Annotated in this window: 22 protein-coding genes; 6 read left to right on the top strand and 16 right to left on the bottom strand. The window is 71.4% G+C overall.

The genetic code is table 11. The features are described from left to right. Position 1: 1 nt before the first annotated feature. Complete coding sequence (locus tag ABEG18_RS18405) at positions 2–2,818, top strand: DUF4159 domain-containing protein (RefSeq protein ID WP_406854499.1); 2,817 nt, start codon at positions 2–4, stop codon at positions 2,816–2,818. A 22-nt stretch (positions 2,819–2,840) separates the two neighbouring features. Further along, on the top strand, positions 2,841–4,925 hold the full coding sequence (locus tag ABEG18_RS18400; protein ID WP_406854498.1) for a hypothetical protein: 2,085 nt from the start codon (positions 2,841–2,843) through the stop codon (positions 4,923–4,925). A 2-nt stretch (positions 4,926–4,927) separates the two neighbouring features. On the opposite strand, the gene ABEG18_RS18395 is transcribed toward ABEG18_RS18400, so the two are convergent. From ABEG18_RS18395 to ABEG18_RS18345, 11 genes are all read right to left on the bottom strand, one after another. Further along, positions 4,928–5,428, bottom strand: coding sequence for a GNAT family N-acetyltransferase (locus ABEG18_RS18395; RefSeq protein ID WP_406854497.1), 501 nt, complete (start codon positions 5,426–5,428; stop codon positions 4,928–4,930). 67 nt (positions 5,429–5,495) lie between these two features. After that, positions 5,496–6,593 carry a redox-regulated ATPase YchF gene (ychF, locus tag ABEG18_RS18390; protein WP_406854496.1) on the bottom strand — a complete coding sequence of 366 codons (1,098 nt, stop codon included), beginning with the start codon at positions 6,591–6,593 and terminating at the stop codon, positions 5,496–5,498. 138 nt (positions 6,594–6,731) lie between these two features. Then, positions 6,732–7,340 (bottom strand): aminoacyl-tRNA hydrolase, encoded by a 609-nt coding sequence (gene pth / locus ABEG18_RS18385; RefSeq protein WP_406854495.1) that lies wholly within the window; start codon positions 7,338–7,340, stop codon positions 6,732–6,734. A 128-nt stretch (positions 7,341–7,468) separates the two neighbouring features. Then, a complete protein-coding gene (locus tag ABEG18_RS18380) occupies positions 7,469–8,140 on the bottom strand; it encodes a 50S ribosomal protein L25/general stress protein Ctc (protein ID WP_406854494.1) in 672 nt (223 codons plus the stop codon). A gap of 216 nt (positions 8,141–8,356) precedes the next feature. Then, a complete protein-coding gene (locus ABEG18_RS18375) occupies positions 8,357–9,631 on the bottom strand; it encodes an RNA polymerase sigma factor (RefSeq protein ID WP_406854493.1) in 1,275 nt (424 codons plus the stop codon). Further along, positions 9,631–10,008 carry a YciI family protein gene (locus ABEG18_RS18370; RefSeq protein ID WP_406854492.1) on the bottom strand — a complete coding sequence of 126 codons (378 nt, stop codon included), beginning with the start codon at positions 10,006–10,008 and terminating at the stop codon, positions 9,631–9,633. The genes ABEG18_RS18375 and ABEG18_RS18370 overlap by 1 nt, the downstream gene beginning before the upstream one ends. A gap of 133 nt (positions 10,009–10,141) precedes the next feature. Continuing rightward, complete coding sequence (locus ABEG18_RS18365; protein ID WP_406854491.1) at positions 10,142–11,086, bottom strand: ribose-phosphate pyrophosphokinase; 945 nt, start codon at positions 11,084–11,086, stop codon at positions 10,142–10,144. Between the two features lie 152 nt (positions 11,087–11,238). Then, the gene (locus ABEG18_RS18360; RefSeq protein ID WP_406854490.1) at positions 11,239–11,733 is read right to left on the bottom strand and encodes a hypothetical protein; all 495 of its coding nucleotides are present in this window, start codon (positions 11,731–11,733) and stop codon (positions 11,239–11,241) included. Positions 11,734–11,846: 113 nt separating this feature from the next. After that, positions 11,847–12,998, bottom strand: coding sequence for a M24 family metallopeptidase (locus ABEG18_RS18355; RefSeq protein ID WP_406854489.1), 1,152 nt, complete (start codon positions 12,996–12,998; stop codon positions 11,847–11,849). A gap of 109 nt (positions 12,999–13,107) precedes the next feature. Then, a complete protein-coding gene (locus tag ABEG18_RS18350) occupies positions 13,108–13,422 on the bottom strand; it encodes a HigA family addiction module antitoxin (protein ID WP_406854488.1) in 315 nt (104 codons plus the stop codon). Beyond that, positions 13,419–13,712: a type II toxin-antitoxin system RelE/ParE family toxin gene (locus ABEG18_RS18345; protein WP_406854487.1), complete on the bottom strand. Its 294-nt coding sequence runs from the start codon at positions 13,710–13,712 to the stop codon at positions 13,419–13,421. The genes ABEG18_RS18350 and ABEG18_RS18345 overlap by 4 nt, the downstream gene beginning before the upstream one ends. Before the next feature lie 107 nt (positions 13,713–13,819). Between ABEG18_RS18345 and uvrC the strand changes: the two genes are divergently transcribed. The 4 genes from uvrC to ABEG18_RS18325 all read left to right on the top strand — a co-directional run bounded on the left by uvrC (position 13,820) and on the right by ABEG18_RS18325 (position 17,364). After that, on the top strand, positions 13,820–15,943 hold the full coding sequence (gene uvrC / locus ABEG18_RS18340) for an excinuclease ABC subunit UvrC (RefSeq protein WP_406854486.1): 2,124 nt from the start codon (positions 13,820–13,822) through the stop codon (positions 15,941–15,943). Between the two features lie 108 nt (positions 15,944–16,051). Further along, complete coding sequence (gene pgsA, locus ABEG18_RS18335; protein WP_406854485.1) at positions 16,052–16,633, top strand: CDP-diacylglycerol--glycerol-3-phosphate 3-phosphatidyltransferase; 582 nt, start codon at positions 16,052–16,054, stop codon at positions 16,631–16,633. A gap of 10 nt (positions 16,634–16,643) precedes the next feature. Continuing rightward, positions 16,644–16,895, top strand: coding sequence for a molybdopterin converting factor subunit 1 (gene moaD / locus ABEG18_RS18330; protein WP_406854484.1), 252 nt, complete (start codon positions 16,644–16,646; stop codon positions 16,893–16,895). 1 nt (position 16,896) lies between these two features. Beyond that, positions 16,897–17,364, top strand: a complete 468-nt coding sequence (locus tag ABEG18_RS18325) for a molybdenum cofactor biosynthesis protein MoaE (protein ID WP_406854483.1) — start codon at positions 16,897–16,899, stop codon at positions 17,362–17,364. Positions 17,365–17,368: 4 nt separating this feature from the next. Here ABEG18_RS18325 and ABEG18_RS18320 read toward each other — a convergent pair whose 3' ends face one another. Genes ABEG18_RS18320 through ABEG18_RS18300 form a run of 5 tightly spaced genes read right to left on the bottom strand, consistent with a single transcriptional unit; the run spans position 17,369 to position 20,902 of the window. Beyond that, positions 17,369–17,698: an EamA family transporter gene (locus ABEG18_RS18320; protein ID WP_406854482.1), complete on the bottom strand. Its 330-nt coding sequence runs from the start codon at positions 17,696–17,698 to the stop codon at positions 17,369–17,371. Continuing rightward, a complete protein-coding gene (locus tag ABEG18_RS18315) occupies positions 17,640–18,224 on the bottom strand; it encodes an EamA family transporter (protein WP_406854481.1) in 585 nt (194 codons plus the stop codon). The genes ABEG18_RS18320 and ABEG18_RS18315 overlap by 59 nt, the downstream gene beginning before the upstream one ends. Before the next feature lie 41 nt (positions 18,225–18,265). Next, positions 18,266–19,648 carry an ATP-binding protein gene (locus tag ABEG18_RS18310; protein WP_406854480.1) on the bottom strand — a complete coding sequence of 461 codons (1,383 nt, stop codon included), beginning with the start codon at positions 19,646–19,648 and terminating at the stop codon, positions 18,266–18,268. A 10-nt stretch (positions 19,649–19,658) separates the two neighbouring features. Beyond that, positions 19,659–20,381 carry a response regulator gene (locus ABEG18_RS18305; protein WP_406854479.1) on the bottom strand — a complete coding sequence of 241 codons (723 nt, stop codon included), beginning with the start codon at positions 20,379–20,381 and terminating at the stop codon, positions 19,659–19,661. Then, positions 20,378–20,902: a MarR family winged helix-turn-helix transcriptional regulator gene (locus ABEG18_RS18300; RefSeq protein WP_406854478.1), complete on the bottom strand. Its 525-nt coding sequence runs from the start codon at positions 20,900–20,902 to the stop codon at positions 20,378–20,380. The genes ABEG18_RS18305 and ABEG18_RS18300 overlap by 4 nt, the downstream gene beginning before the upstream one ends. Positions 20,903–21,043 lie beyond the last annotated feature (141 nt).

Here is a 21,043-nt window from a genome sequence, read left to right as displayed (position 1 = left end):
CATGTTCGAATCGCTGTCGCTCGGCTTCACCGCTCCGGCCGTCCTGCTGGCGCTGACGGCGCTCCCGGCGCTCTGGCTCCTGCTGCGGGTCACGCCGCCCCAGCCGCGCCGCATCGACTTTCCGCCGCTGCGCCTCATCCTGGACCTCATCCCCCAGCAGGAGAGCCCGGCCCGGACGCCCTGGTGGCTGCTGCTGCTGCGCCTCGTCGTCGCCGGCCTCGTGATCGTCGCCATGGCGGGGCCCGTGTGGAACGCCCTGAAGCAGGCCATCGGCCGCAGCGGACCCATCCTGGTGCTGATGGATTCCGGCTGGGCCGCCGCGCCCGACTGGCGCGAGCGCGTCAACGCGGCCGAGGACGTGATCCGCGGCGCGGCGCGCGACAACCGGGGCGTCGCCATCCTGGCGACCGGCGAGCCGCTGGCCGACGTGCGCCTCGGCGACGCCGGCGCGGCGCTGGACCGCGTCCGCGCGCTGAAGCCCGCCCCGCATGGCCCGGACCGGTCGGCCGTCCTCGCCCCGCTCGGCCGGTTCCTGGAGCGCGAGCCGAAGGCCGAGCTGGTCTGGATCGCCGACGGCCTCGCGCTGGGCGAGCAGGCCGCGTTCCGCGACGCCTTCAAGGCCGCCGTCGGCGATCGCAGCCTCACCATCGTGGCCGGGCCGGCGGCGCGGCCGCTGGCGCTGGCCGGCGTCGAGAACGCCGCCGCCGGCATGACCGTGCGGGTGCTGCGGGCCGAGCCGAACGGACGGGACGCCGGCGTCGTGCGCGCGCTCGACCGGCGCGGCCTGCCGCTCGGCGAGGCCGCCTTCGCGTTCGGGGGCGGCGAGACGGAGACCCGCGCCAGCATCGCCCTGCCGGTGGACCTGCGCAACGAGATCGCCCGGCTCGACGTCGCCGACGAGCGCACCGCCGGCGCGGTGGCGCTGGTGGACGAATCCAGCCGCCGCAGGCGCATCGGCGTCGTCTCCGGCGCGACGGTCGACACCGCGCAGCCGCTGCTGTCGCCGACCTATTACGTGACGCGCGCGCTCGGCCCCTACGCCGACGTGCGCGAGCCCCGCATGGGGCCGAACGAGGCCATCAACACCCTGCTGGACGAGAAAGTCTCGATGCTGGTGCTGGCCGACATCGGCGCGCTGCCGCCCGACATTCGCCAGCGCCTGGGCAAGTTCGTCGACGATGGCGGGCTTTTGCTGCGCTTCGCCGGATCGCGCCTGGCGGCGGCGACCGGGGACGAGCTCTCGCCCGTGCGGCTGCGGCGCGGCGGCCGCGCGCTCGGCGGCGCCCTGTCCTGGGAAAGCCCGCGCACGCTAGCCCCGTTCGACCGCGCCAGCCCGTTCTTCGGCCTGACGCCGCCCGCCGACGTCGGGGTCACGCGCCAGCTCCTGGCCGAGCCGGACGCCGACCTCAGCCGCAAGACCTGGGCGGCGCTGGCGGACGGCACGCCGATCATCACCGCCGAGAGGCGGGGGCAGGGGCTCATCGCCCTCGTCCATGTGACGGCCGACACCACCTGGTCCAACCTGCCCTTGTCCGGCCTCTTCGTCGACATGCTGCGCCGCGTCGCCGCCCTGGCCGGGACCAGCGAGGCGCAGGCGCAGAGCGCCGCCAACGGCGCCCCCGTGGCGGCCGCGCCCCTGCGCACGCTGGACGGGTTCGGGACCTTCCAGCCGCCGCCCGCGACGGCGCGGCCGATCGCCCTGACGGGGGCGCTCACGGCCTCGCTGGAGCATCCGCCGGGCTTCTACGGCTCGCCCGATACGCCCGTCGCCGTCAACGCGCTCGCGCCGGACGCCGTGCTCCGGCCGCTGGACATGGCGGCCTACGGGGCGACGATGCAGCCGCTGCTGCGGCAGCCGCCGATCGACCTGCGGCCCTGGCTGATCGCGCTGGCGCTGATCGGCTTTGCGGCCGATACGCTGGCGGTGCTCTGGCTCAGCGGCCGGATGGCCTTCGGGCGCGCCCGGTCCCGCGGGGCCGGCGCGGCCGCCAGCCTCGTGCTGGCGCTCGGGCTGGCTCTGGCGGCGGGCTACGCCCCGCCGGCCTATGCGGCCGAGCCGCGGCCGCCCGTGAGCCCGAGGGAGCTCGACGCGGCGCTGGCGACGCGCTTCGCCTATGTGCTGACGGGCGACGCCGCCGTGGACGAGATCAGCCGCGCCGGCCTCACCGGGCTCAGCTCGTTCCTGTCCGCCCGCACGGCGCTCAGCCCGGCCGATCCCGCCTCCGTCGATCCCGGGCGCGACGAGCTCTCCGTCTATCCTGTCATCTACTGGCCCATCGTGGCCGGCCGCCCGGCGCCCGGCGAGGCCGCGGTGCGCAAGCTGGACGATTTCATGAAGGGCGGCGGCACGGTGATCTTCGACACCCGCGACGCCGGCACGAGCCGCCCGGGCGGGCCGCCCACGCCCGAGACGCTGGCGCTGCGGCAGATCCTGGCGGGCATCGCCGTGCCGCAGCTCGAGCCCGTGCCGCGCGACCACGTGGTCACCAAGGCGTTCTACCTGATCGAGAGCTTCCCGGGGCGCTACGCCGACGGCCAGACCTGGATCGAGGCGCTGCCGCGCGAAGGCCCGGACGCCGAGCGCCCGGCCCGCGCCGGCGACGGCGTCTCGCCCATCATCATCACCGGCAACGACATGGCGGCGGCCTGGGCGACCGGCCGGCGCGGCGAGCCGCTTTATCCGCTCGTGCCCGGCGGGGCGCGGCAGCGGGAGCTCGCCTTCAGGGCCGGCGTGAACATCGTGATGTACGCGCTGACCGGCAACTACAAGGCCGACCAGGTGCACGTCCCGGCGCTGCTCGAGCGGCTCGGCCAGTGACGCCCCGGATCACGAGGACTTCATGACGAGCGTCGACTGGTCCCCCCTGCTGCCCCTTCCGGTCCTGGTCGTCCTGGCGATCGTGGCCGGCGGCGCGTCGATCCTGGCGCTGGTCCTGCGCCAGCGCGGGTCGGTGCTGCGCGCGCTGGCGGTGGCGGCCTTCCTGGCGGCGCTCGCCAATCCATCCTTCGTGCAGGAGGACCGCGAGCGCCTGAAGGACGTCGCCGCCGTGGTGGTCGACCGCTCGGCCTCGCAGGGCCTCGGGGACCGGGCGGCCCAGACCACCGCCGTCGTGGACGCCGTGCGCAAGCGGCTGGAGGCGCTGCCCGACGTCGAGACCCGCATCATCGACGTGAAGGAGGCCGGAGGCGGCCAGGACGGGACGCGCCTGTTCTCGGCGCTGGAGTCCGGCCTCTCCGACGTGCCGCCGGACCGGGTGGCCGGCGCCATCATGGTCACGGACGGCGTCGTCCACGACATCCCCGAGCAGGCGGCCGCGCTGGGACTCAAGGCGCCGCTGCACGCGCTCGTCACCGGCCATCCGGGCGAGCGCGACCGGCGCATCGCGCTCCTGGACACGCCGCGCTTCGGCATCGTCGGCAAGGACGTGGTGATCCGGCTCAAGGTCGAGGACCCCGGCCAGAGCGAGCCGGTGCGCGTCGTCGTGCGCCGCGACGGGACGGTGGTGGCCGAGCGCCGCGCCACGCCGGGCGACACGGTGCGGCTGCCGATCCGCATCGAGCATGGCGGGCAGAACGTCATCGAGATCGAGGCCGAGGAGGCCCCGGGCGAGCTCACCGCCTACAACAACAAGGCCGTGGTGCCCGTCGAGGGCATTCGCGAGAAGCTGCGCGTGCTGCTCGTCTCGGGCCAGCCCAACGCGGGCGAGCGGACCTGGCGCAACATCCTGAAGTCCGACGCCAATGTCGACCTGGTGCACTTCACCATCCTGCGTCCGCCCGAGAAGCAGGACGGCACGCCCATCAACGAGCTGTCGCTGATCGCCTTCCCGACGCGCGAGCTGTTCGAGACCAAGATCAACGAGTTCGACCTCATCATCTTCGACCGCTACGCCAACCAGTCGATCCTGCCGGGCGTCTACTTCGCCAACATGGTTCGCTACGTGCGCGACGGCGGCGCCGTGCTGGTCGCGGCCGGGCCGGAATTCGCCAGCCGGGCCGGCCTCGCCGGCACGCCCCTGGCGGCCGCCATCCCGGCCACGCCCGACGGCAAGATCGTCGAGAAGCCCTATCTGGCCCATGTGACGCCGACCGGGGCGCGCCATCCGGTGACCCGCAACCTGCCGGGTTCGGAGAGCGAGCCGCCGACCTGGGGCGAATGGCTGCGGCTGATCTCCGCCGACGTGAAGGTCGGCTCGGCGGTGATGTCGGGAGCGGACGACAAGCCGCTGCTCGTGCTGTCGCGCGAGGGCAAGGGCCGGGTGGCGCTGCTGCTCTCGGACCACTCCTGGCTGTGGGCGCGCAATTTCCGCGGCGGCGGCCCGCATCTCGACCTGCTGCGCCGGCTGGGCCACTGGCTGATGAAGGAGCCCGACCTCGAGGAGGAGGCGTTGCGCGCCACCGCCCGCGGCAATGTGGTGACGGTCGAGCGCCAGTCTTTGGCCGACACTGTCGCGGACGTGACGCTCACGAGTCCGTCGGGCAAGACGCGCGTGACCGCGCTGGAGGGCGCGAGCCCGGGCCTGTGGCGCGCCTCCGTGGAGACCGACGAGCCGGGCCTGTACCGCCTGACGGACGGCAAGCTGACCGCCTTCGTGAGCGTCGGCCCGCCGAACCCGCGCGAGTACCAGGAGGTGGTCTCCACCACCGAGAAGCTCGGCCCCATCGCGGCCGCGACCGGCGGCTCGGTCCGCCGCGTCTCCGAGCGCGCCGGCGAGGCGCCGCGCATCCCCACCATCCTGACGCTGGCGTCGGGCGCGCGCTTCTCGGGCGGCGACTTCATCGCGCTGCGCAACACCGACGCCCATGTGGTGCGGGGCGTGTCGGTGTTCCCGGTCTTCCTCGGCTTCGTCGGGCTGGTGCTGCTGCTCGCCAGCCTGCTGACGACGTGGCTGGGCGAATCGCGCCTCGGCAAGCCGGCGCGCTGATCTCAGGCGATCGGCGCGACCGGGCCGGCGACGCCCTCGAAGGCGCCCGGTTGAAGCTCCAGGATCAGCAGCCGGGCCGGATCGACCGGTCCCGGCATCGCGAGGCGGCCCGCCGGGACGCGCCGGAAGCCAACCTTGCCGTAGAAGGGCTCGTCTCCCACCAGCAGCACCAGCCGGTGGCCCTGCTCGCGGGCGGCCTCGACCGAGCGGCTCACCAGAGCCATGCCGATGCCCCGGCCCATGAAGGCGGGCTCCACCGTCACGGGCCCCAGCAGGAGGCCGTCGGCGGCGCCGATCCTGATGCGAGTCAGCCTAATCGAGCCGACCACCAGCGTGCCGACCAGCGCCGTGAAGGAGAGCGCCTCCTCGTGCGGCACGCCCTCGCGCAGGCGGAAGGCCGTGCGGGCGAAGCGGCCCGGCCCGAAGGCGCGCTCGTGCAGCTTCTCGATGACGTCGGCTTCGCCGGGGTTCTCGGGCCGGATGGCGAGGGACAGGTCGGTCATGGCATGAGGCTCGAAGGCTGCGGGTCCGCGGTGGGGCGGAACGGATTCCACCTTTTCGCGGAATGCTCTAGTTGGCGAACCTGAAGTGCAGCACGTCGCCGTCGGCCACGACATACTCCTTGCCTTCGAGGCGGAACTTGCCCGCCTCGCGCGCGCCGGCCTCGCCCTTGTGGGCGACGTAGTCCGGATAGGCGATCGTCTCGGAGCGGATGAAGCCCTTCTCGAAGTCGGTGTGGATCACGCCCGCGGCCGCCGGGGCCTTGGTGCCCTTGGTGATCGTCCAGGCGCGCGCCTCCTTGGGGCCGACCGTGAAATAGGTCAGCAGGTGCAGGAGGTCGTAGCCGGCGCGGATGACGCGGTTGAGGCCCGGCTCGTCGAGGCCGACGGCCTCCAGATAGTCCTTCTGGTCCTCGGGGGCGAGGACGGCGATCTCGCTCTCGATCTTGGCGGAGACCACGACCGCCACCGCGCCCTCTTCCCGGGCGCGCTCGAACACCTTGGCCGAGAAGGCGTTGCCGTCATGGGCGGCGGCCTCCTCGACGTTGCACACATAGAGCACCGGCTTGGCGGTGAGCAGGTTCAGGCCCTGGAAGAGCTTCTCCTCCTCGGCCTTGCGCTCGACGATGCGGGCCGGCTTGCCCTCCTGCAGCAGCTTCAGGCAGCGCTGGACCATGTCCAGCTGCTCCTTGCTCTCCTTGTCGCCTCCGCGGGCCTTCTTCTCGAGCGAGACGACGCGCTTCTCCAGGCTTTCGAGGTCGGCCAGCATCAGCTCGGTCTCGATCGTCTCGATGTCGGCGATCGGGTCGACCTTGCCCTCCACATGGGTGATGTCGCCGTCCTCGAAGCAGCGCACCACATGCGCAATGGCGTCGACCTCGCGGATATTGGCCAGGAACTGGTTGCCGAGCCCCTCGCCCTTGGAGGCGCCGCGCACGATGCCGGCGATGTCCACGAAAGTGATGCGGGTCGGGATGATCTGCGCGGAGCCGGCGATCGCCGCCAGCGCGTCGAGGCGCGGGTCCGGCACCGCCACGTCGCCCACATTCGGCTCAATGGTGCAGAACGGATAATTGGCCGCCTGCGCCGCCGCCGTCTGCGTCAGCGCGTTGAAGAGGGTCGACTTGCCGACGTTCGGCAGGCCGACGATGCCGCATTTGAAGCCCATGGGTGGTCAATTCCTGCAGTGATGAGGCGTTGTGATGGGGATGTGCCGAAAACGCAAGGCCCGGGAGCGGCGGCGCTCGGTGCGAGCTGACCCCCCATCATCCCTTCCCGGCGCTCCGCGCCGCCGGGGATGACGGGCTCAATCGCGGTCCTTGATCCCCTTCACGTCGCCCCAGCCGCGGCCCTCCATGGCGAGGTGGATCTTGTTCTGGAAGGTCGGGTCGTCGCCCTGCGCCAGCAGCTCGGCGTGGTCGGCGCAGGCGTCGCAGAGGTCCTGCACCCAGTCGCGCTCGCTCTTGGCGAAGTCGCTCAGCACATAGGCGTGGACCAGCGCCTTGTCGCCCGGGTGGCCGATGCCCATCCGGACCCGGCGATAGTCGTTGCCGCACAGCGCCGTGATGGAGCGCAGGCCGTTGTGGCCGGCGTTGCCGCCGCCGAGCTTCACCCGCAGCCTGGAGGGGGCGAGGTCGAGCTCGTCGTGGAACACCACCACGTCCTTCAGGGCGATCTTGAAGAACCGCATGGCCTCGCCGACGGCGCGGCCGGATTCGTTCATGAAGGTCTCGGGCTTCAGCAGCACGACCCGCTCGCCCCCGATCGCAGCCTCCGTGACGTCGCCCTGGAAGCGGCGGCGCCACGGCGGGGCCTTGTGGCGGCGCGCGATCGCGTCCACGGCCATGAAGCCGATATTGTGCCGGTTGCCCGCATAGCGCGAGCCCGGGTTGCCGAGGCCGACGAAGAGGAGCATGCGGGCTGATCCGGACCGGGGACGCGGGCGTCGGCGCCGCGCCGGGCGCGGGCGCATGGCCCGTAGACGAAAGCGGCCGGGCGCGAGGCCCGGCCGTCATGCGATGCGAACGGCTCAGGCCGTCCGGATCACTTCTTGGCCGGAGCGGCCTTGGCGGCCGGAGCCGCGGCGGCGGCGGCGGCCGCTCCGGCAGCGGCGGCGGCGGCGTCATCGGCGGCGGCGTCCTTGAGGCCGGACGGCGCGACGATGGTGGCGACCGTGAAGTCGCGGTCGGCGATCACCGGCCTGCAGTTCTCGGGCAGCTTGATGGCCGAGATGTGCAGGCTGTCGCCGATCTCCAGGCCGGTCAGGTCGGCGTCGAGCGCGGCCGGGATGTTGTCGGCCGGCACGAACAGCTCCACCGTGTGGCGGACGATGTTCATCGTGCCGCCACGCTTCAAGCCGGGCGACGCCTCGTTGTTCATGAAGTGCACCGGCACTTCGACGCGGATCTGCTGGCCCTGGCGCAGGCGCAGGAAGTCGACATGCATGACGCGGTCGGTGACCGGGTCGAGCTGGTAGTCGCGCGGCAGGACGCGGCTCTTCTCGCCTTCCACGTCGATCTCGAACTGCGTGGTGAGGAAGTGGCCGGCGAAGATCAGCTGGGTGGCGATCTTCTGGTCGAGGGAGATCGAGACGGGCGCCTCGCCGCCGCCATAGATCACGGCGGGGATGCGGCTCAGTCGACGAATGGCGCGCGCGGCCCCCTTGCCGCCCTGAACGCGCTTGGCAGCCTCGAGCTGCTTCACGGTGGTGGACATGATCGTGTTCCTTCATGAGCAAGGCCGCCCGCAGGCGGCCCGAACGACGCGCCCGTGCCTCCAGGGGTGTCTGGCGGACGCGCGCGGGTCTATAGCCGAAAAGGACGCGGGCGACTAGAGCATGCTGCGAAAAGGTGGAATCCGGCGTTCCGCACGAAGCATGCGACAATCAAGAAACCTAGACCATGCTGTGTTTCCATCAAAACACAGCATGGTCTAGTCCGCCGCCGGGGCTTTCCGGACGGGGCCTCGCTCCAGGGCGTCGCGGCGCTCCATCAGGAAGGCCCGGACGCTCGCGTCCTCGCTGAGGCCCGCGGCGCGCTCGAAGGCCTCGCGGGCCTGCGCCGTCCGGCCGGCCCGGGCCAGCAGGTGGGCGCGGACGGCCCAGTAGGGCTGGTAGTCCCGCGCGTCCGCCGCGCAGGCGTCGAGCTGGGCCAACCCCTCGTCGGGCCCCGCCTGCTCCCCCTGGGCCGCCGCGCGCCCGACCAGGACGCCGACCGTCGGCGCCAGGGCGGCGAGCCCGTCATAAAGGACGCAGAGCGCGTCCCAGCGGGTCGCGCCGGTGACGGCCCGCTGCGCATGCACGGACTGGATCGCGGCCTCCAGCTGATAGCGGCCGGGACGGCCCAGCCTCGCGGCGCGGCCGAGCACGCGCTCGGCTTCGGCGATCATGGGCGCCGACCACAAGGCCGGGTCCTGCTCCGACAGGGGGACGAACGCGCCCGCCGGGGACCTGCGCGCCTCCCGGCGGGCCCCGCAATGGAGCATCAGAGCCAGCAGTCCGGCCGCTTCCGGCTCGTTCGGCAAGAGGCCGGCCAGCAGGCGCCCGAGATAGAGAGCCTCCTCGGCCAGCCCGCGGCCCCGCGGGTCGGCGTCGAGCGCGCTGTCCCAGCCGGCGCCGAAGGCGGCGTAGACGGCCGCCAGCACGTCCTCCAGGCGCGCCGCCCAGGACTGCGCGTCGGGGCGCTCGAACGGGACGCCGGCCTCGCGGATGCGGGCCTTGGCGCGCACCAGGCGTTGCCCCATGGCGGCCGGCGAGGTCAGGAACGCCGACGCGATCCGGGCGGCGTCGAGGCCCAGCACCGTCTGCAGCATCAGGGGCGTGCGCGCCGCGGGCTCGATCGCCGGGTGGGCGCAGACGAAGAGGAGCTCCAGGCGCTTGTCCGGCAGCATGTCGCCTTCGTCCCGGGCGGCGTTCGCGGCCTCCTGCGCCTCGTCGGCGGCGCGCTCCAGCTCGGCGGCCAGGCCGTCCCGCAGGCGGCGGCGCCGGGCGGCATGCCCCATCTGGCGGCGCGCGACGGCGAGGAGCCAGGCCTCGGGCCGGTCCGGCGCGCCGCGCTCGGGCCAGGTCTCGAGCGCCAACCTGAAGGCGTCCGCCAGGGCGTCCTCGGCCAGCGACACGTCGCGCGACCACGCCGCGAGATACGCGACGAGGCGCCCGTAGGAGGCGCGCGCCGCGCCCTCGGCGGAGCGGCGCGCGTCGTCGCCCATCAGCCGGCCGGGCCCGCGCCCGCCGGCATGGGCGGCATCACGGGCCGCACCTCGACGCAGCCATAGGACGCGGCCGGGCTGCGGGCCGCCCATTCGAGCGCGACGTCGAGGCTCGGGGCGTCGATGAGGAAGAAGCCGCCCAGCTGCTCCTTGGTCTCGGCGAATGGGCCATCCTGCACATGGCGCCGCCCATCCTGGAGGCGGACCGTCGCGGCGGCCCGGGGCGGCTGCAGTCCGGCGCCGCCCTTCACCAGCCCGGAGGCCTGAAGCGCCTGGACGTAGGCGCTCCAGGCGCCCCAATAGGGCCCGGCGGTCTCGGGGCTGGTGCGCTCGCCAAAGGCTTCGGCGGGCTCATAGAACATCAAGACGTAATCCATCGCGTCCTCCGGGCTGGGGTGGCGGCGGGATCCGCCGCGGGCGGAGCCGTCCGCCTGCCCCGATGAGGATCGATGATCCCGGATTTCGACATCCGCCCCAAATTTTTTTAAGGGGCGGGGCGTCAGGCGACGCTCAGTCGAACAGGCTGGACACGCTCTCCTCCAGCGCGGTGCGCTGGATGGCTTCGCCGAGCAGGCTCGCCACCGAGATGACGCGGATGTTGCGCGCCACCTTCACGGCCTCGGTGGGCTGGATGGAGTCGGTCAGCACCAGCTGCTTCAGCTTGGAGGCCGCGATGCGGGCGACGGCCCCGCCCGACAGCACGCCATGCGTGATGTAGGCGTAGACCTCCTTCGCCCCATGGGCGAGCAGCGCGTCGGCGGCGTTGCACAGCGTGCCGCCGGAATCGATGATGTCGTCCACCAGGATGCAGGTGCGGCCGGTGACGTCGCCGATGATGTTCATCACCTCGCTCTCGCCGGCGCGCTCGCGGCGCTTGTCGACGATGGCGAGCGGCGCGTCGATGCGCTTGGCCAGCGCGCGGGCGCGGACCACGCCGCCGACGTCCGGCGACACCACCATGACGTTGCTGAGGTCCATCTTCTCCTTGACGTCGCGCACCATCACGGGCGCGCCGAAGAGGTTGTCGGTCGGGATGTCGAAGAAGCCCTGGATCTGGCCGGCGTGGAGATCGACCGTGAGGACGCGGTCGGCGCCCGCCTCGGTGATCAGGTTGGCGACGAGCTTGGCCGAGATGGGCGTGCGCGGGCCGGCCTTGCGGTCCTGGCGGGCGTAGCCGAAATAGGGCAGCACCGCGGTGATGCGCCGGGCCGAGGCGCGGCGCAGCGCGTCGATGATGATCAGGAGCTCCATCAGGTGGTCGTTCGCCGGGAACGACGTCGACTGCAGGATGTAGACGTCCTGGCCGCGCACGTTCTCCTGGATCTCGACGAAAATCTCCATGTCGGCGAAGCGCCGGACCTGGCATTTGGCGAGCGGCACCTCCAGATAGGCGCCGATCGCCTCGGCGAGGGCGCGGTTGGAATTGCCCGCCACGAGCTTGATGGCAGTCTTCATCCGGCAGGCTCCGTTGTGGTCCGCTTGGGCGCGTCGCCGCACAGCCGGCCTCGGGCGAGAACCGGCGGTCGCCCGGCTCTTAGCAGCCTGTGAAGCCGCTCACAATATGACGGCGGGGCGACACGCACAGCCTTGGCGGCGTCCGGGCGCCGTCACGGCGTCGCCGTGAAGCCCAGAGCGCGCGACGGCGGGGCGGAGTCGCCGGCCGGCGCAGCCTCGCCCGAGGCGCCCGAGGCCGACAGGAAGGCGGCGACCTGGTTCATGCTCTGGGACGCGGTCTTGGCGATCTGGGTCTCGCCGATCTTCGACCAGGGATCCTCGCCCTGGCCGCTGGCCACCGTGGTGGTGGTGACGCGCCGGGCGCGCTGGTTGGACGAATCGAACACGTCCCACACGAAGCTCAGCGCGGTGTCGCCGGTCTCGGTGGGGTAGGCGGTGAGATAACCCTTCAGGCGGTAGCGGGGCTGGCTGGCCGCCTCGACGATCTCGATGCGGCGCGCGCTGGCCTGCGTGGCGATCTCGGCGGAGACGCGGGCCTTGATGGCCTCCGGGGCGCCCTCCACGTCGCCGAGCGCGACCGGCACGCCGGGAGCCTCGTAGCGGGCGGAGGAGATGTCGGACGTCTGGCATCCGCCCAGGAGCGCCATGGCCGCGAGAGCCGACGCCCAAACGCCGACGCGCCGAAACGCGTGTGACCCGTGCCCTGACCGCATGACCCCTCCCGGCCCGCTTCGGCGGACTCGTTATGGATCTTTTAACCCTAGCGAAGCTGGAGGTCCAGATCGCTGCAATTGAGGGCTTCGGCGCGGTTGTCCCCCACCAAATAGGTGCGGCCGAGGCACATGGCCGTCTCGGTGTCGGAGTCCATGAGGATCATGTGGGCGAACATGACCATGCCGGGCTCGATCACCCAGTCGTTGCCGGCGTAGAACATCGGCCAGTCCATCCAGGACGGGGTGAACTTCGCGCCCAGCGAGTAGCCGCAGGCGTTCAGCCGGTGCGAGGAGAGGCCGTGCTCGTCGAACACCCGGGCGTGGGCGGCGAAGACCTCGCCGGCGGTCGCGCCGGGCTTGAGGGCGGCCTCGCAGGCCAGGAGCGCGTCGCGCGCCGCCGCGTGATAGGCGAGGTGCAGCGGCCGGGGCTCGCCCACCACGACGGTGCGCATCACGGCGGCGTGGTAGTGGCGGTAGACGCCGGCGAACTCCAGCGTGATCTGATCCTGCGGGTCCAGCGTCCGGCGTCCGGCTTTGTAGCGGCACAGCAGGGCGTCGCGGCCGGACCCGATGATGAACTCGTTGCCCGGATAGTCGCCGCCGCCTTCGAAGACGGCCGCGTGCTGGGCGGCCAGGACATGGCCCTCGTCGGCCCCGGCGCGGATCGCCGCCAGGGCGGCCCGGTCGGCGACGTCCGACAGGGCCGCGGCCTGGCGCACATGGGCGATCTCGGCCGGGGACTTCACCGCGCGCAGGCGCGGCATGACGTCGGAGGCGTCGACCAGCTCGGCGACCCCCGCGAAGGCGGCCTCCAGCCGGCGGCCGTTGGCGTGCGTGAGGCCGTAGCTGTCGAACTCCACGCCGATGCGCTTGCCGGCCCCGCCGAGGTCCCGCAGCATGGCGACGGCGTCGGCGGCCGGATCGGCGTCGCGCCCGTCGCGCCAGATCCGAATGTCGCGGAGGGTGGACGTGTGCTGGGCCTGCCTGAGGTCGGCGGAGCGGGTCAGCAGCGCCATGCGGCCGTCCGCGCCCACATAGAGGCACTGGAAGAAGCAGAAGCCGAAGGTGTCGTAGCCCGTCAGCCAGTACATGCTCTCCTGGGCGAACAGGAGCGCGCCGTCGAGCCTGCGCTCGGCCAGCGCGGCGAGGAACCGGCGGCGCCGGGCGTCGAATTCGTCGGAGGTGAAGTGCAGGGCCACGGGCGGTTCTCCAGTCTCGCGGCGCGCCGCGCCAACGCCCGCGCCCGCCTGAGCCCTATAGGCCGCCCCGCCGGCGCCGTCCACGAAGCGGAGACGGATTCCGTTCCGGTCAGGCTGCCTGGTCTTGCGGCGCGCGCGGCGTGATGCCGGCCAACTCGGCTTCGATCCGTTTGCGGTTGGTCTCCACATCGAAGCGCATCTGCAAAGTGAGCCAGAATTCGGGAGTGGTCCCAAACAGCCGGCCAAGCCGAAGCGCCGTGTCCGCCGTGACGCCGATCTCCTCGCGCGCGATTCGCTCGATGCGGGTGCGGGGAACGTTGCAGGCCTTGGCGACGCCATAGGCGGTCAGGCCGAGCGGGTTCAGGAACTCCTCCCGAAGCACTTCGCCGGGATGGAGGGGCGGCAGTTGGCCGGCGTCACTCATGTTCGGTCCTCAAGGTAATCGATGATCTCAACCTCAAAGGCGTCGCCTCCGCTCCACACGAAGCAAACCCGAAATTGGTCGTTGATCCGGATCGAGCGCCGTCCACGAAGATCGTGCTGCAGGCTCTCCAACCTGTTGCCCGGAGGCGCACGAAGGTCATCGAGCTCCGCTGCCGCGTCGATCATTCGCAGTTTCCGTCTCGCGACCCCGATCAGATCCGACGGGAACCCCTTCGGGGTCTTGCCGGCAAACACTTGTTCGGTGCGCCGGTCGCGAAAACTGCGGATCATGGAAATGCTCGTCTGAAAACATGCGTAACGTATCATTCAATGATACTAATGTCCAGCTGCGTCCGACGCTCCTTTTTTCCACCGCGCGTTCGTCCTACATCTGGCCCATGACATCCGGACCCCGCACGAGTCGGCCCGCGTCCGACGGGACGCAGGACGCGCCCCAGGACACGCCTCAGGACACCTTCGACGAGTTCGCCGGCCGCAGCCTGGTGGAGCTCGAGGACGACGAGCTCGACGGCCCGGACATCGAGCCCGAGGCCGAGGAGCAGGCGCAGGGGGCCGAGCTCGATTTCGACCTGCCGGGCGCGAATTCGCGCGTGAAGGCCGGCGTGGAGGTGATCCGCGCCTTCTGGAAGACGCTGCCGAACGGGCCTGGCGTCTACCGCATGATCGATGCGGAGGGCGGCGTCCTTTATGTCGGCAAGGCGCGCAGCCTGAAGAAGCGCGTGGCCAGCTACGCGCGGGGCGTCGGCCACTCCACCCGCATCCTGCGGGTGATCGCCGAGACGGCCCGGATGGAGTTCGTCACCACCCAGACCGAGACCGAGGCGCTGCTGCTGGAGGCCAACCTCATCAAGCAGCTAAAGCCGCGCTTCAACGTGCTGCTGCGCGACGACAAGTCGTTCCCCTACATCCTGCTCACGGGCGACCACGTGTCGCCGCAGATCACCAAGCACCGCGGCGCGCGCAACCGGCCGGGCGACTATTTCGGCCCCTTCGCCAGCGTCTGGGCGGTGAACCGCACGCTCAACGCCCTGCAGCGCGCCTTCCTGCTGCGCAGCTGCTCGGACAGCTACTACGAGAACCGCACCCGGCCCTGCCTGCTGCACCAGATCAAGCGCTGCTCCGGCCCGTGCACGGGCGAGATCGGCCATGTCGAATACGCCAGGCTGGCGGCGCAGACGCGCGACTTCCTGCGCGGCAAGAGCAAGGGCGTGAAGGCGCAACTCGCCGCCGACATGCAGAAGGCCTCCGACGAGCTGGAGTTCGAGCGCGCGGCCCGCTACCGCGACCGGCTGGCGGCGCTATCGGCGATCCAGGGCTCGCAGGACATCAACCCCCAGAACACCGAGGAGGCGGACGTCTTCGCGCTCCACGAGGAGGCCGGGCAGTTCTGCGTCGAGGTGTTTTTCTTCCGCAACTTCCAGAACTGGGGCAATCGCGACTACTTCCCCAAGGCGGACAAGTCGACGCCCGCAGCCGAGGTGCTGGGCGCCTTCATCGCCCAGTTCTACGACGACAAGCCGCCGGCCCGGCTGGTGCTGCTGTCGCACGACATCGAGGAGCGCGCGCTCCTGGAGGAGGCGCTCTCCACCAGCGCCGGGCGGCGTGTCGAGGTGTCGACCCCCAAGCGCGGCGAGAAGCGCGACCTCGTCGAGCACGCGGCCAAGAACGCCCGCGAGGCGCTTGGCCGGCGGCTGGCGGACACGTCGTCGCAGCACAAGCTGCTGGGCGCCCTCGCGGAGGCCTTCGCGCTGCCGCGCCCGCCGCGGCGGATCGAGGTCTACGACAACTCGCACATCATGGGGACGAACGCGGTCGGCGGCATGATCGTGGCCGGCGCGATGGGTTTCTCGAAGGCGCATTACCGCACCTTCAACATCCGCTCGGAGGAGCTCACCCCGGGCGACGACTACGGCATGATGCGCGAGGTGCTGAAACGCCGGTTCTCGCGGCTCATGAAGGAGAGCCCGCGCGACCCCGCGCCGGCCTTGGAGCCGGGCGCGCCGCCGGTCCCGGACGCGGGCGGGCGCGACGCGGGCGAGATGCCGGCCTGGCCGGATCTCGTGCTGGTCGACGGCGGCCGCGGGCAGCTCGACGCCGCGCGCCAGACCCTGGAGGAGATCGGCCTGTCCGGCGTGCCGCTCGTGGGCGTCGCCAAGGGGCCGGACCGCGACGCCGGCCGCGAGACCTTCTTCATCCCGGGCCGGGAGCCGTTCAAGCTCGCGCCGCGCGATCCGGCGCTCTATTTCGTTCAGCGCCTGCGCGACGAGGCGCACCGCTTCGCCATCGGCACGCACCGGGCCAAGCGCAAGCGCGAGTTCACCAAGAGCCCGCTGGACGAGATCTCCGGCATCGGGCCGGCCCGCAAGCGGGCGCTGCTGCTGCATTTCGGCACCGCCAAGGCGATCGCCCGGGCCTCGCTGGAGGATCTGGCGACCGCGCCGGGCGTCAACGCCGCAACCGCCCGGGCGGTGTACGACTACTTCCACGAGAGCCGGAGCTGAGATGACGCCCCGGCGATCGCCCCTGACGCCGCCGAATGCGCGGGCGCGCCGGTTGACGCCCCTCCCTCCGGCATGTTTCCTCGGCTGCGCATGACCCTGGCGAGCAATATGCGGCGGGCAAACCCCCTCAATCTACCCAATGTGCTGACCTATGGACGCGTCGTCGCCGTCCCGGTGGTGGTCGCGTGCATGTTCTGGCCCGAAGAATTCTGGATGCGCTGGGCGGCGCTGGCGGTGTTCGCGGTCGCCGCCATCACGGATTTCTTCGACGGCTACCTGGCGCGCGCCTGGCAGCAGCAGTCCACGCTGGGCCGGATGCTGGACCCGATCGCCGACAAGCTGCTGGTCTCCGCCACGCTGCTCATGCTGGTGGCGGACCGCACGATCAACAGCTGGGCGATCTGGGCCGCCATCGTGATCCTGTCGCGCGAGATCCTGGTCTCGGGCCTGCGGGAATATCTGGCGGAGCTGCGCGTCAGCGTCCCGGTCTCGACGGTGGCCAAGTGGAAAACCACGCTTCAATTGATCGCGATCGGGTTCCTGCTGGCCGGGCCGGCGGGGGAGCACGTGCTGCCCGGCACGGTGAAGATCGGGCTCGGGCTGCTGTGGATCTCGGCGATCCTGACGCTCTACACCGGCTATGACTATTTCCGCGCCGGCATCCACCACATCGTGGACCATGGCGCGTGAGGGACGGGCGATGAAGATCGTGTATTTCGCCTGGGTCCGGGAGCGAATCGGCAAGGCCGAGGAGACGCTCGATCTTCCCGCCGAGGTCCGCACCGTGGCCGATCTCGCCGGCTGGCTGGCGGGACGGGGCGAGGAATACGCCCACGCCTTCGAGAACCCCAGCGTGGTGCGCGCCGCCATCGACCGGCGCCACGTCAAGCCGACGGCGGAGCTCGCCGGCGCGCAGGAGATCGCGTTCTTTCCTCCCATGACGGGCGGCTGAGATGGGCGCGCCTTCGGTGCCGGTCACGGTGAGGATCCAGGCCGAGCCGTTCGACGCCGCGGCCGAGATCGACCGGATCGCGGCGGGGCGGACCGACATCGGCGCCGTGGTGACGTTTTCAGGACTGTGCCGCGCCGAGGGCGGCAAACTCGCCGCGCTGGAGCTCGAGCATTATCCCGGCATGGCCGAGGAGGAGATCGCCCGCGTGGTCGAGGCGGCCCTGGCGCGCTGGCCGCTGCAGGGCGTCGCCGCGATCCACCGCCACGGGCGCATCGCGCCGGGCGAGCCGATCGTCCTCGTCGTCACGGCCGCCGCGCACCGCACCGCGGCCTTCGAGGCCGCCGAGTTTCTGATGGACTACCTGAAGACCCGCGCGCCCTTCTGGAAGAAGGAGCACCACGCCGACGGCTCGCAGGGCGACTGGGTGGAAGCCAAGGCCGCCGACGACGCCGCCGCCGACCGGTGGTGAGCTCTCACGCCTCGCCGATCGCCCGCCGGGCGAGGACGATGCCGCTCAGGACCGTCAGCATTCCGACCGCCTGAAGCAGCGTCAGGGCTTCGGCGAAGAAGAGCCAGGCCAGCAGCGCGGCGGCGACAGGCTGCACCAGGAGGACCATGGACGAGAAGGTTGCGGGCAGCGCCGCCAGGGACCGCGCGATGAGGCCTTGGCCGGCGACATGGCACACCACCCCCAGGGCCACGACCACGAGCCATCCCCGGGCCGTGGCGGGCAACAGCGGGCCCTCACGCAGGAGCGCGAAGACGAAAAGCGCCGGAATCGCGGCGGTGGTGCTGACGGCCATGCAGACGGCCGTCGAAAGCCGCAGGCGCCAAGCGCCCCATCAGCAGGATGTAGCCTCCGTAGAAGGCTCCGGTCGACACCGCGATCAGATCGCCGGCGACATGGTGGGACGACAGGGAGAAGCGCCCTGCGCTCATGAGCGTCATGCCGGCGGTCGTCACGGCCAGCGCCAGAAGGAGAGGCCGGCCCGGCGCCTGCCCCATCATCGCCAGGGCGACCGCCACGAAGATCGGCGAGCAGTTGTTGAACGCGGTGGCGTTCGCCACGGAGGTCATGTCGACGGAGATGTGCCAAAGGCCCAGATCCATCGCCAGCAACAGTCCGGAGGCTGACAGCAGCAGGATGTCGCGCCCTTTCGCCGGAACGGCGGCCTCGGCCCGGGGGGACATGGCGACGAGCACCCACAGGAGCGGGGCGGCTGTCAGGACGCGATAGAGCCCGCTCGCGACGGGGTCGACATCGCTCATCCGCACGAGGATCGGCGCAAGCGCGATGAGAAGCGCGCCGCCGACAAGCGACGCCAGCATCGCGGGCCTGGCGTCCGCTCGCGAAACGTCGTCGGCGATGCTCAAACCGGCACCCGCACCATCGCCCGCAGGCCGCCGAGCGGGCTCTCGCCCAGCGTCACGTCGCCGCCATGCGAGCGGGCGATGTCGCGGGCGATGGCCAGGCCGAGGCCGGTGCCGCCCTCGTCGACGTTGCGGGCCTCGTCGAGGCGCACGAAGGGTTTGAACACCTCCTCGCGCTGGTCGGCCGGCACGCCGGGGCCGTCGTCGTCGACCGTGATGGTGAGCCAGCGCGGGTCGCGGGCGGCCGAGATGGCGATGCGGTCGCCGTGGCGGACGGCGTTGTTCACCAGATTGGCCAGGCAGCGCTTGAACGCGTCGGGGCGCACGGTGGCGACCGGGTCGCCGCTGATCGACACCTGCGTGGCGTGGCCCTGGCGCTCGGCGTCGGTCTTCAGGTCCTCCAGGAGCGCGCCCATGTCGGTGGCGGCCGAATGCTCGCCGGCGTCGCCGCGCGCGAAGGCCAGGTAGGCCTCCAGCATGCGGCTCATCTCGTCGACGTCCTTCTTCAGCGGCTCCAGCTCGGGCGTGTCCTCGTCCATGAGGGCCAGCGACAGCTTGAACCGGGTCAGGATGGTGCGCAGGTCGTGGCTGACGCCGTTCAGCATGGCGGTGCGCTGCTCGAAGGCGCGCTCGATGCGCCTGCGCATCTCGATGAAGGCGTGGCCGGCCTGCCGGACCTCGCGGGCGCCGCGCGGCCGGAACTCGATGTCGCGGCCCTTGCCGAAGCTCTCGGCCGCGGCCGCGAGCTTGAGGATGGGGCGGATCTGGTTGCGCAGGAACAGCACCGCGATGCTGAGCAGCACCATCGAGGTGCCCAGCATCCACATCAGGAAGATGTGCGAGTTGGACGCATAGGCCTGCGAGCGGCGCGTCAGAACCCGCAGCACGCCGCTGTCGAGCTGGACCCGCACCTCGATGATGTTGGAGCGCCCCACCGTGTCGATCCAGTAGGGCCGGCCGATCTGCGTGCGGATCTCGCGCGAGAGCGTGCTGTCCAGGATCGAGAAGAACGGCTTGGGCGCCGGCGGGGGCAGGGGGCCGGGCGGCAGCATCTCCACGTCGAGGCCCAGGCGGTCGCTGGCGATGCGGCTCAGCGTCTCGTAGTCCTTGTCCTGCGGGTAGCTCTCGGCCATGTCGATGATGGCGGCGATGTCCTGCGTCACCGCCGCCGACAGCCGCCGCGTCACCGTCTGCCAGTGGCGCTCCATGAAGGCGTAGGCCAGCACCGACTGCAGGATCACCATGGGGGCGATGATGATGATCAGCGCCCGGGCGAACAGCCCCTTGGGCATCCGCTTGCCGAACCAGCGGCTCAGCCGGTGGTAGGCCGCCACGGGCGGCCGCAGGACAGTGCTGGTCTGGAGTCCGCTGCCGAGTTTCACGCGCGAGGGCTCAATCCAGGAAAAGCCGGTAGCCCATGCCGCGCACCGTCTGCAGCAGCAGCGGGTTGGCCGGATCCGCCTCGATCTTACGCCTCAACCGGTTGATCTGCACGTCCACGGTGCGCTCGTTGGAGACTTCTCCCGAGCCGGCGAGGTCCTCGCGGGGCACGGTGTCGCCGGGGCGCGAGGCCAGCACGGTCAGCATCTCGCGTTCGCGGTCGGTGATGCGGACGATCTCGTCGCCCTGGCGCAATTCGCCGCGGTCCAGCCGGAAGGTGAACGGGCCGAACCGCACCACCTCCTGGGACGCGCCCGGGGTCGGGGCGGCCGCGGGCGTCGTGCGCCGGATGATGTTCTTCAGCCGCAGCAGCAGCTCGCGCGGCTCGAAGGGCTTGGGCAGGTAATCGTCCGCCCCGATCTCGAGGCCCTTGACCCGGTCCTTGGCGTCGGCGCGCGCGGTCAGCATCAGGATCGGCGTGGAGGACGTCTCGCGCACCCAGCGGGCGAGCTCGAAGCCGTTCTCGCCCGGCATCATCACGTCCAGCACATAGCCGTCGAACAGGAAATTGGCGATGCGCGCCCGCGCCTCGGCCGAATCCTGCGCCGTCGTGACGCGATAGCCGTGCTCGGAGAGGAAGCGGCCCAGGAGATCGCGCAGGCGCCGGTCGTCGTCCACGACGAGGATGTGGGGGGCGTCGTCCGGCGGGGCCGCGGCGGGCCGCGAGGCGTTCACGACGGGCCCCCGAGTTCCGCGTCGTCATGGGCGAGGCGCGCCACCGTGGGGCGCTCGGCCGGCTCCACCATGGCGGCGAGGAAGCGCCGCGCGGCGGCGTCCGAGCCCGGACCGCTCTCCTCCAGAGCGCGGGCGATGCGCCGCGTCTGCATGCGGGCGAGGTCGAGCGCCAGCGCGCGTCCGCGCGGGGTGGGGAAGAGCAGCCGCTGGCGCCGGTCGGACTTGCCGGCGCGCTGCTCGACATAGCCCTTCTCGAGCAGCTCCTTGAGCACGCGGTTGAGGCTCTGCTTGGTGATCTTCAGGATGTCCAGCAGCGCCGCGATGGTGAGGCCGGGATTGCGGTCGACGAAATGCAGCACGCGGTGATGCGCGCGGCCGAAGCCGTACTGCTCCAGCGTGCGGTCGGGATCGCCGACGAAATCGCGATAGGCGAAAAACAGGAGCTCGATCAGGTCATACAGGGGCCGATCGGGAGTATGATCCGTCCCGGCCTGGCTGCGCGTTTCGAGGGCTGTCTGCATCGCGTGGGGGCGCCCCGGGCTGATTACGTCAGTGATGTTGACATATCCCAGCTTGATTGTTACTCGTCAAGCCCTCGCGGCGAAAGGAAAGAACCGCAGGAGGCGCTCCGACGAGCGTTCCTGACCGGACCGCGATCATCC

This window comes from Alsobacter sp. KACC 23698 (assembly GCF_045348435.1).
GTDB lineage: Bacteria > Pseudomonadota > Alphaproteobacteria > Rhizobiales > Beijerinckiaceae > Alsobacter.
The sequence above is the reverse complement of the archived record's forward strand: the minus strand, read 5'-3'. Positions and strand labels throughout refer to the sequence as shown.

What these genes read in the sequence shown, in the direction of transcription:
- ABEG18_RS18405 (WP_406854499.1), top strand. Translation starts at nt 2, where the DNA reads ATGTTCGAATCGCTGTCGCTCGGCTTCACCGCTCCGGCCGTCCTGCTG.
- ABEG18_RS18400 (WP_406854498.1), top strand. Translation starts at nt 2,841, where the DNA reads ATGACGAGCGTCGACTGGTCCCCCCTGCTGCCCCTTCCGGTCCTGGTC.
- ABEG18_RS18395 (WP_406854497.1), bottom strand. Translation starts at nt 5,428, where the DNA reads ATGACCGACCTGTCCCTCGCCATCCGGCCCGAGAACCCCGGCGAAGCC.
- ychF (WP_406854496.1), bottom strand. Translation starts at nt 6,593, where the DNA reads ATGGGCTTCAAATGCGGCATCGTCGGCCTGCCGAACGTCGGCAAGTCG.
- pth (WP_406854495.1), bottom strand. Translation starts at nt 7,340, where the DNA reads ATGCTCCTCTTCGTCGGCCTCGGCAACCCGGGCTCGCGCTATGCGGGC.
- ABEG18_RS18380 (WP_406854494.1), bottom strand. Translation starts at nt 8,140, where the DNA reads ATGTCCACCACCGTGAAGCAGCTCGAGGCTGCCAAGCGCGTTCAGGGC.
- ABEG18_RS18375 (WP_406854493.1), bottom strand. Translation starts at nt 9,631, where the DNA reads ATGGGCGACGACGCGCGCCGCTCCGCCGAGGGCGCGGCGCGCGCCTCC.
- ABEG18_RS18370 (WP_406854492.1), bottom strand. Translation starts at nt 10,008, where the DNA reads ATGGATTACGTCTTGATGTTCTATGAGCCCGCCGAAGCCTTTGGCGAG.
- ABEG18_RS18365 (WP_406854491.1), bottom strand. Translation starts at nt 11,086, where the DNA reads ATGAAGACTGCCATCAAGCTCGTGGCGGGCAATTCCAACCGCGCCCTC.
- ABEG18_RS18360 (WP_406854490.1), bottom strand. Translation starts at nt 11,733, where the DNA reads ATGGCGCTCCTGGGCGGATGCCAGACGTCCGACATCTCCTCCGCCCGC.
- ABEG18_RS18350 (WP_406854488.1), bottom strand. Translation starts at nt 13,422, where the DNA reads ATGAGTGACGCCGGCCAACTGCCGCCCCTCCATCCCGGCGAAGTGCTT.
- ABEG18_RS18345 (WP_406854487.1), bottom strand. Translation starts at nt 13,712, where the DNA reads ATGATCCGCAGTTTTCGCGACCGGCGCACCGAACAAGTGTTTGCCGGC.
- uvrC (WP_406854486.1), top strand. Translation starts at nt 13,820, where the DNA reads ATGACATCCGGACCCCGCACGAGTCGGCCCGCGTCCGACGGGACGCAG.
- pgsA (WP_406854485.1), top strand. Translation starts at nt 16,052, where the DNA reads ATGCGGCGGGCAAACCCCCTCAATCTACCCAATGTGCTGACCTATGGA.
- moaD (WP_406854484.1), top strand. Translation starts at nt 16,644, where the DNA reads ATGAAGATCGTGTATTTCGCCTGGGTCCGGGAGCGAATCGGCAAGGCC.
- ABEG18_RS18325 (WP_406854483.1), top strand. Translation starts at nt 16,897, where the DNA reads ATGGGCGCGCCTTCGGTGCCGGTCACGGTGAGGATCCAGGCCGAGCCG.
- ABEG18_RS18320 (WP_406854482.1), bottom strand. Translation starts at nt 17,698, where the DNA reads ATGGCCGTCAGCACCACCGCCGCGATTCCGGCGCTTTTCGTCTTCGCG.
- ABEG18_RS18315 (WP_406854481.1), bottom strand. Translation starts at nt 18,224, where the DNA reads ATGCTGGCGTCGCTTGTCGGCGGCGCGCTTCTCATCGCGCTTGCGCCG.
- ABEG18_RS18300 (WP_406854478.1), bottom strand. Translation starts at nt 20,902, where the DNA reads ATGCAGACAGCCCTCGAAACGCGCAGCCAGGCCGGGACGGATCATACT.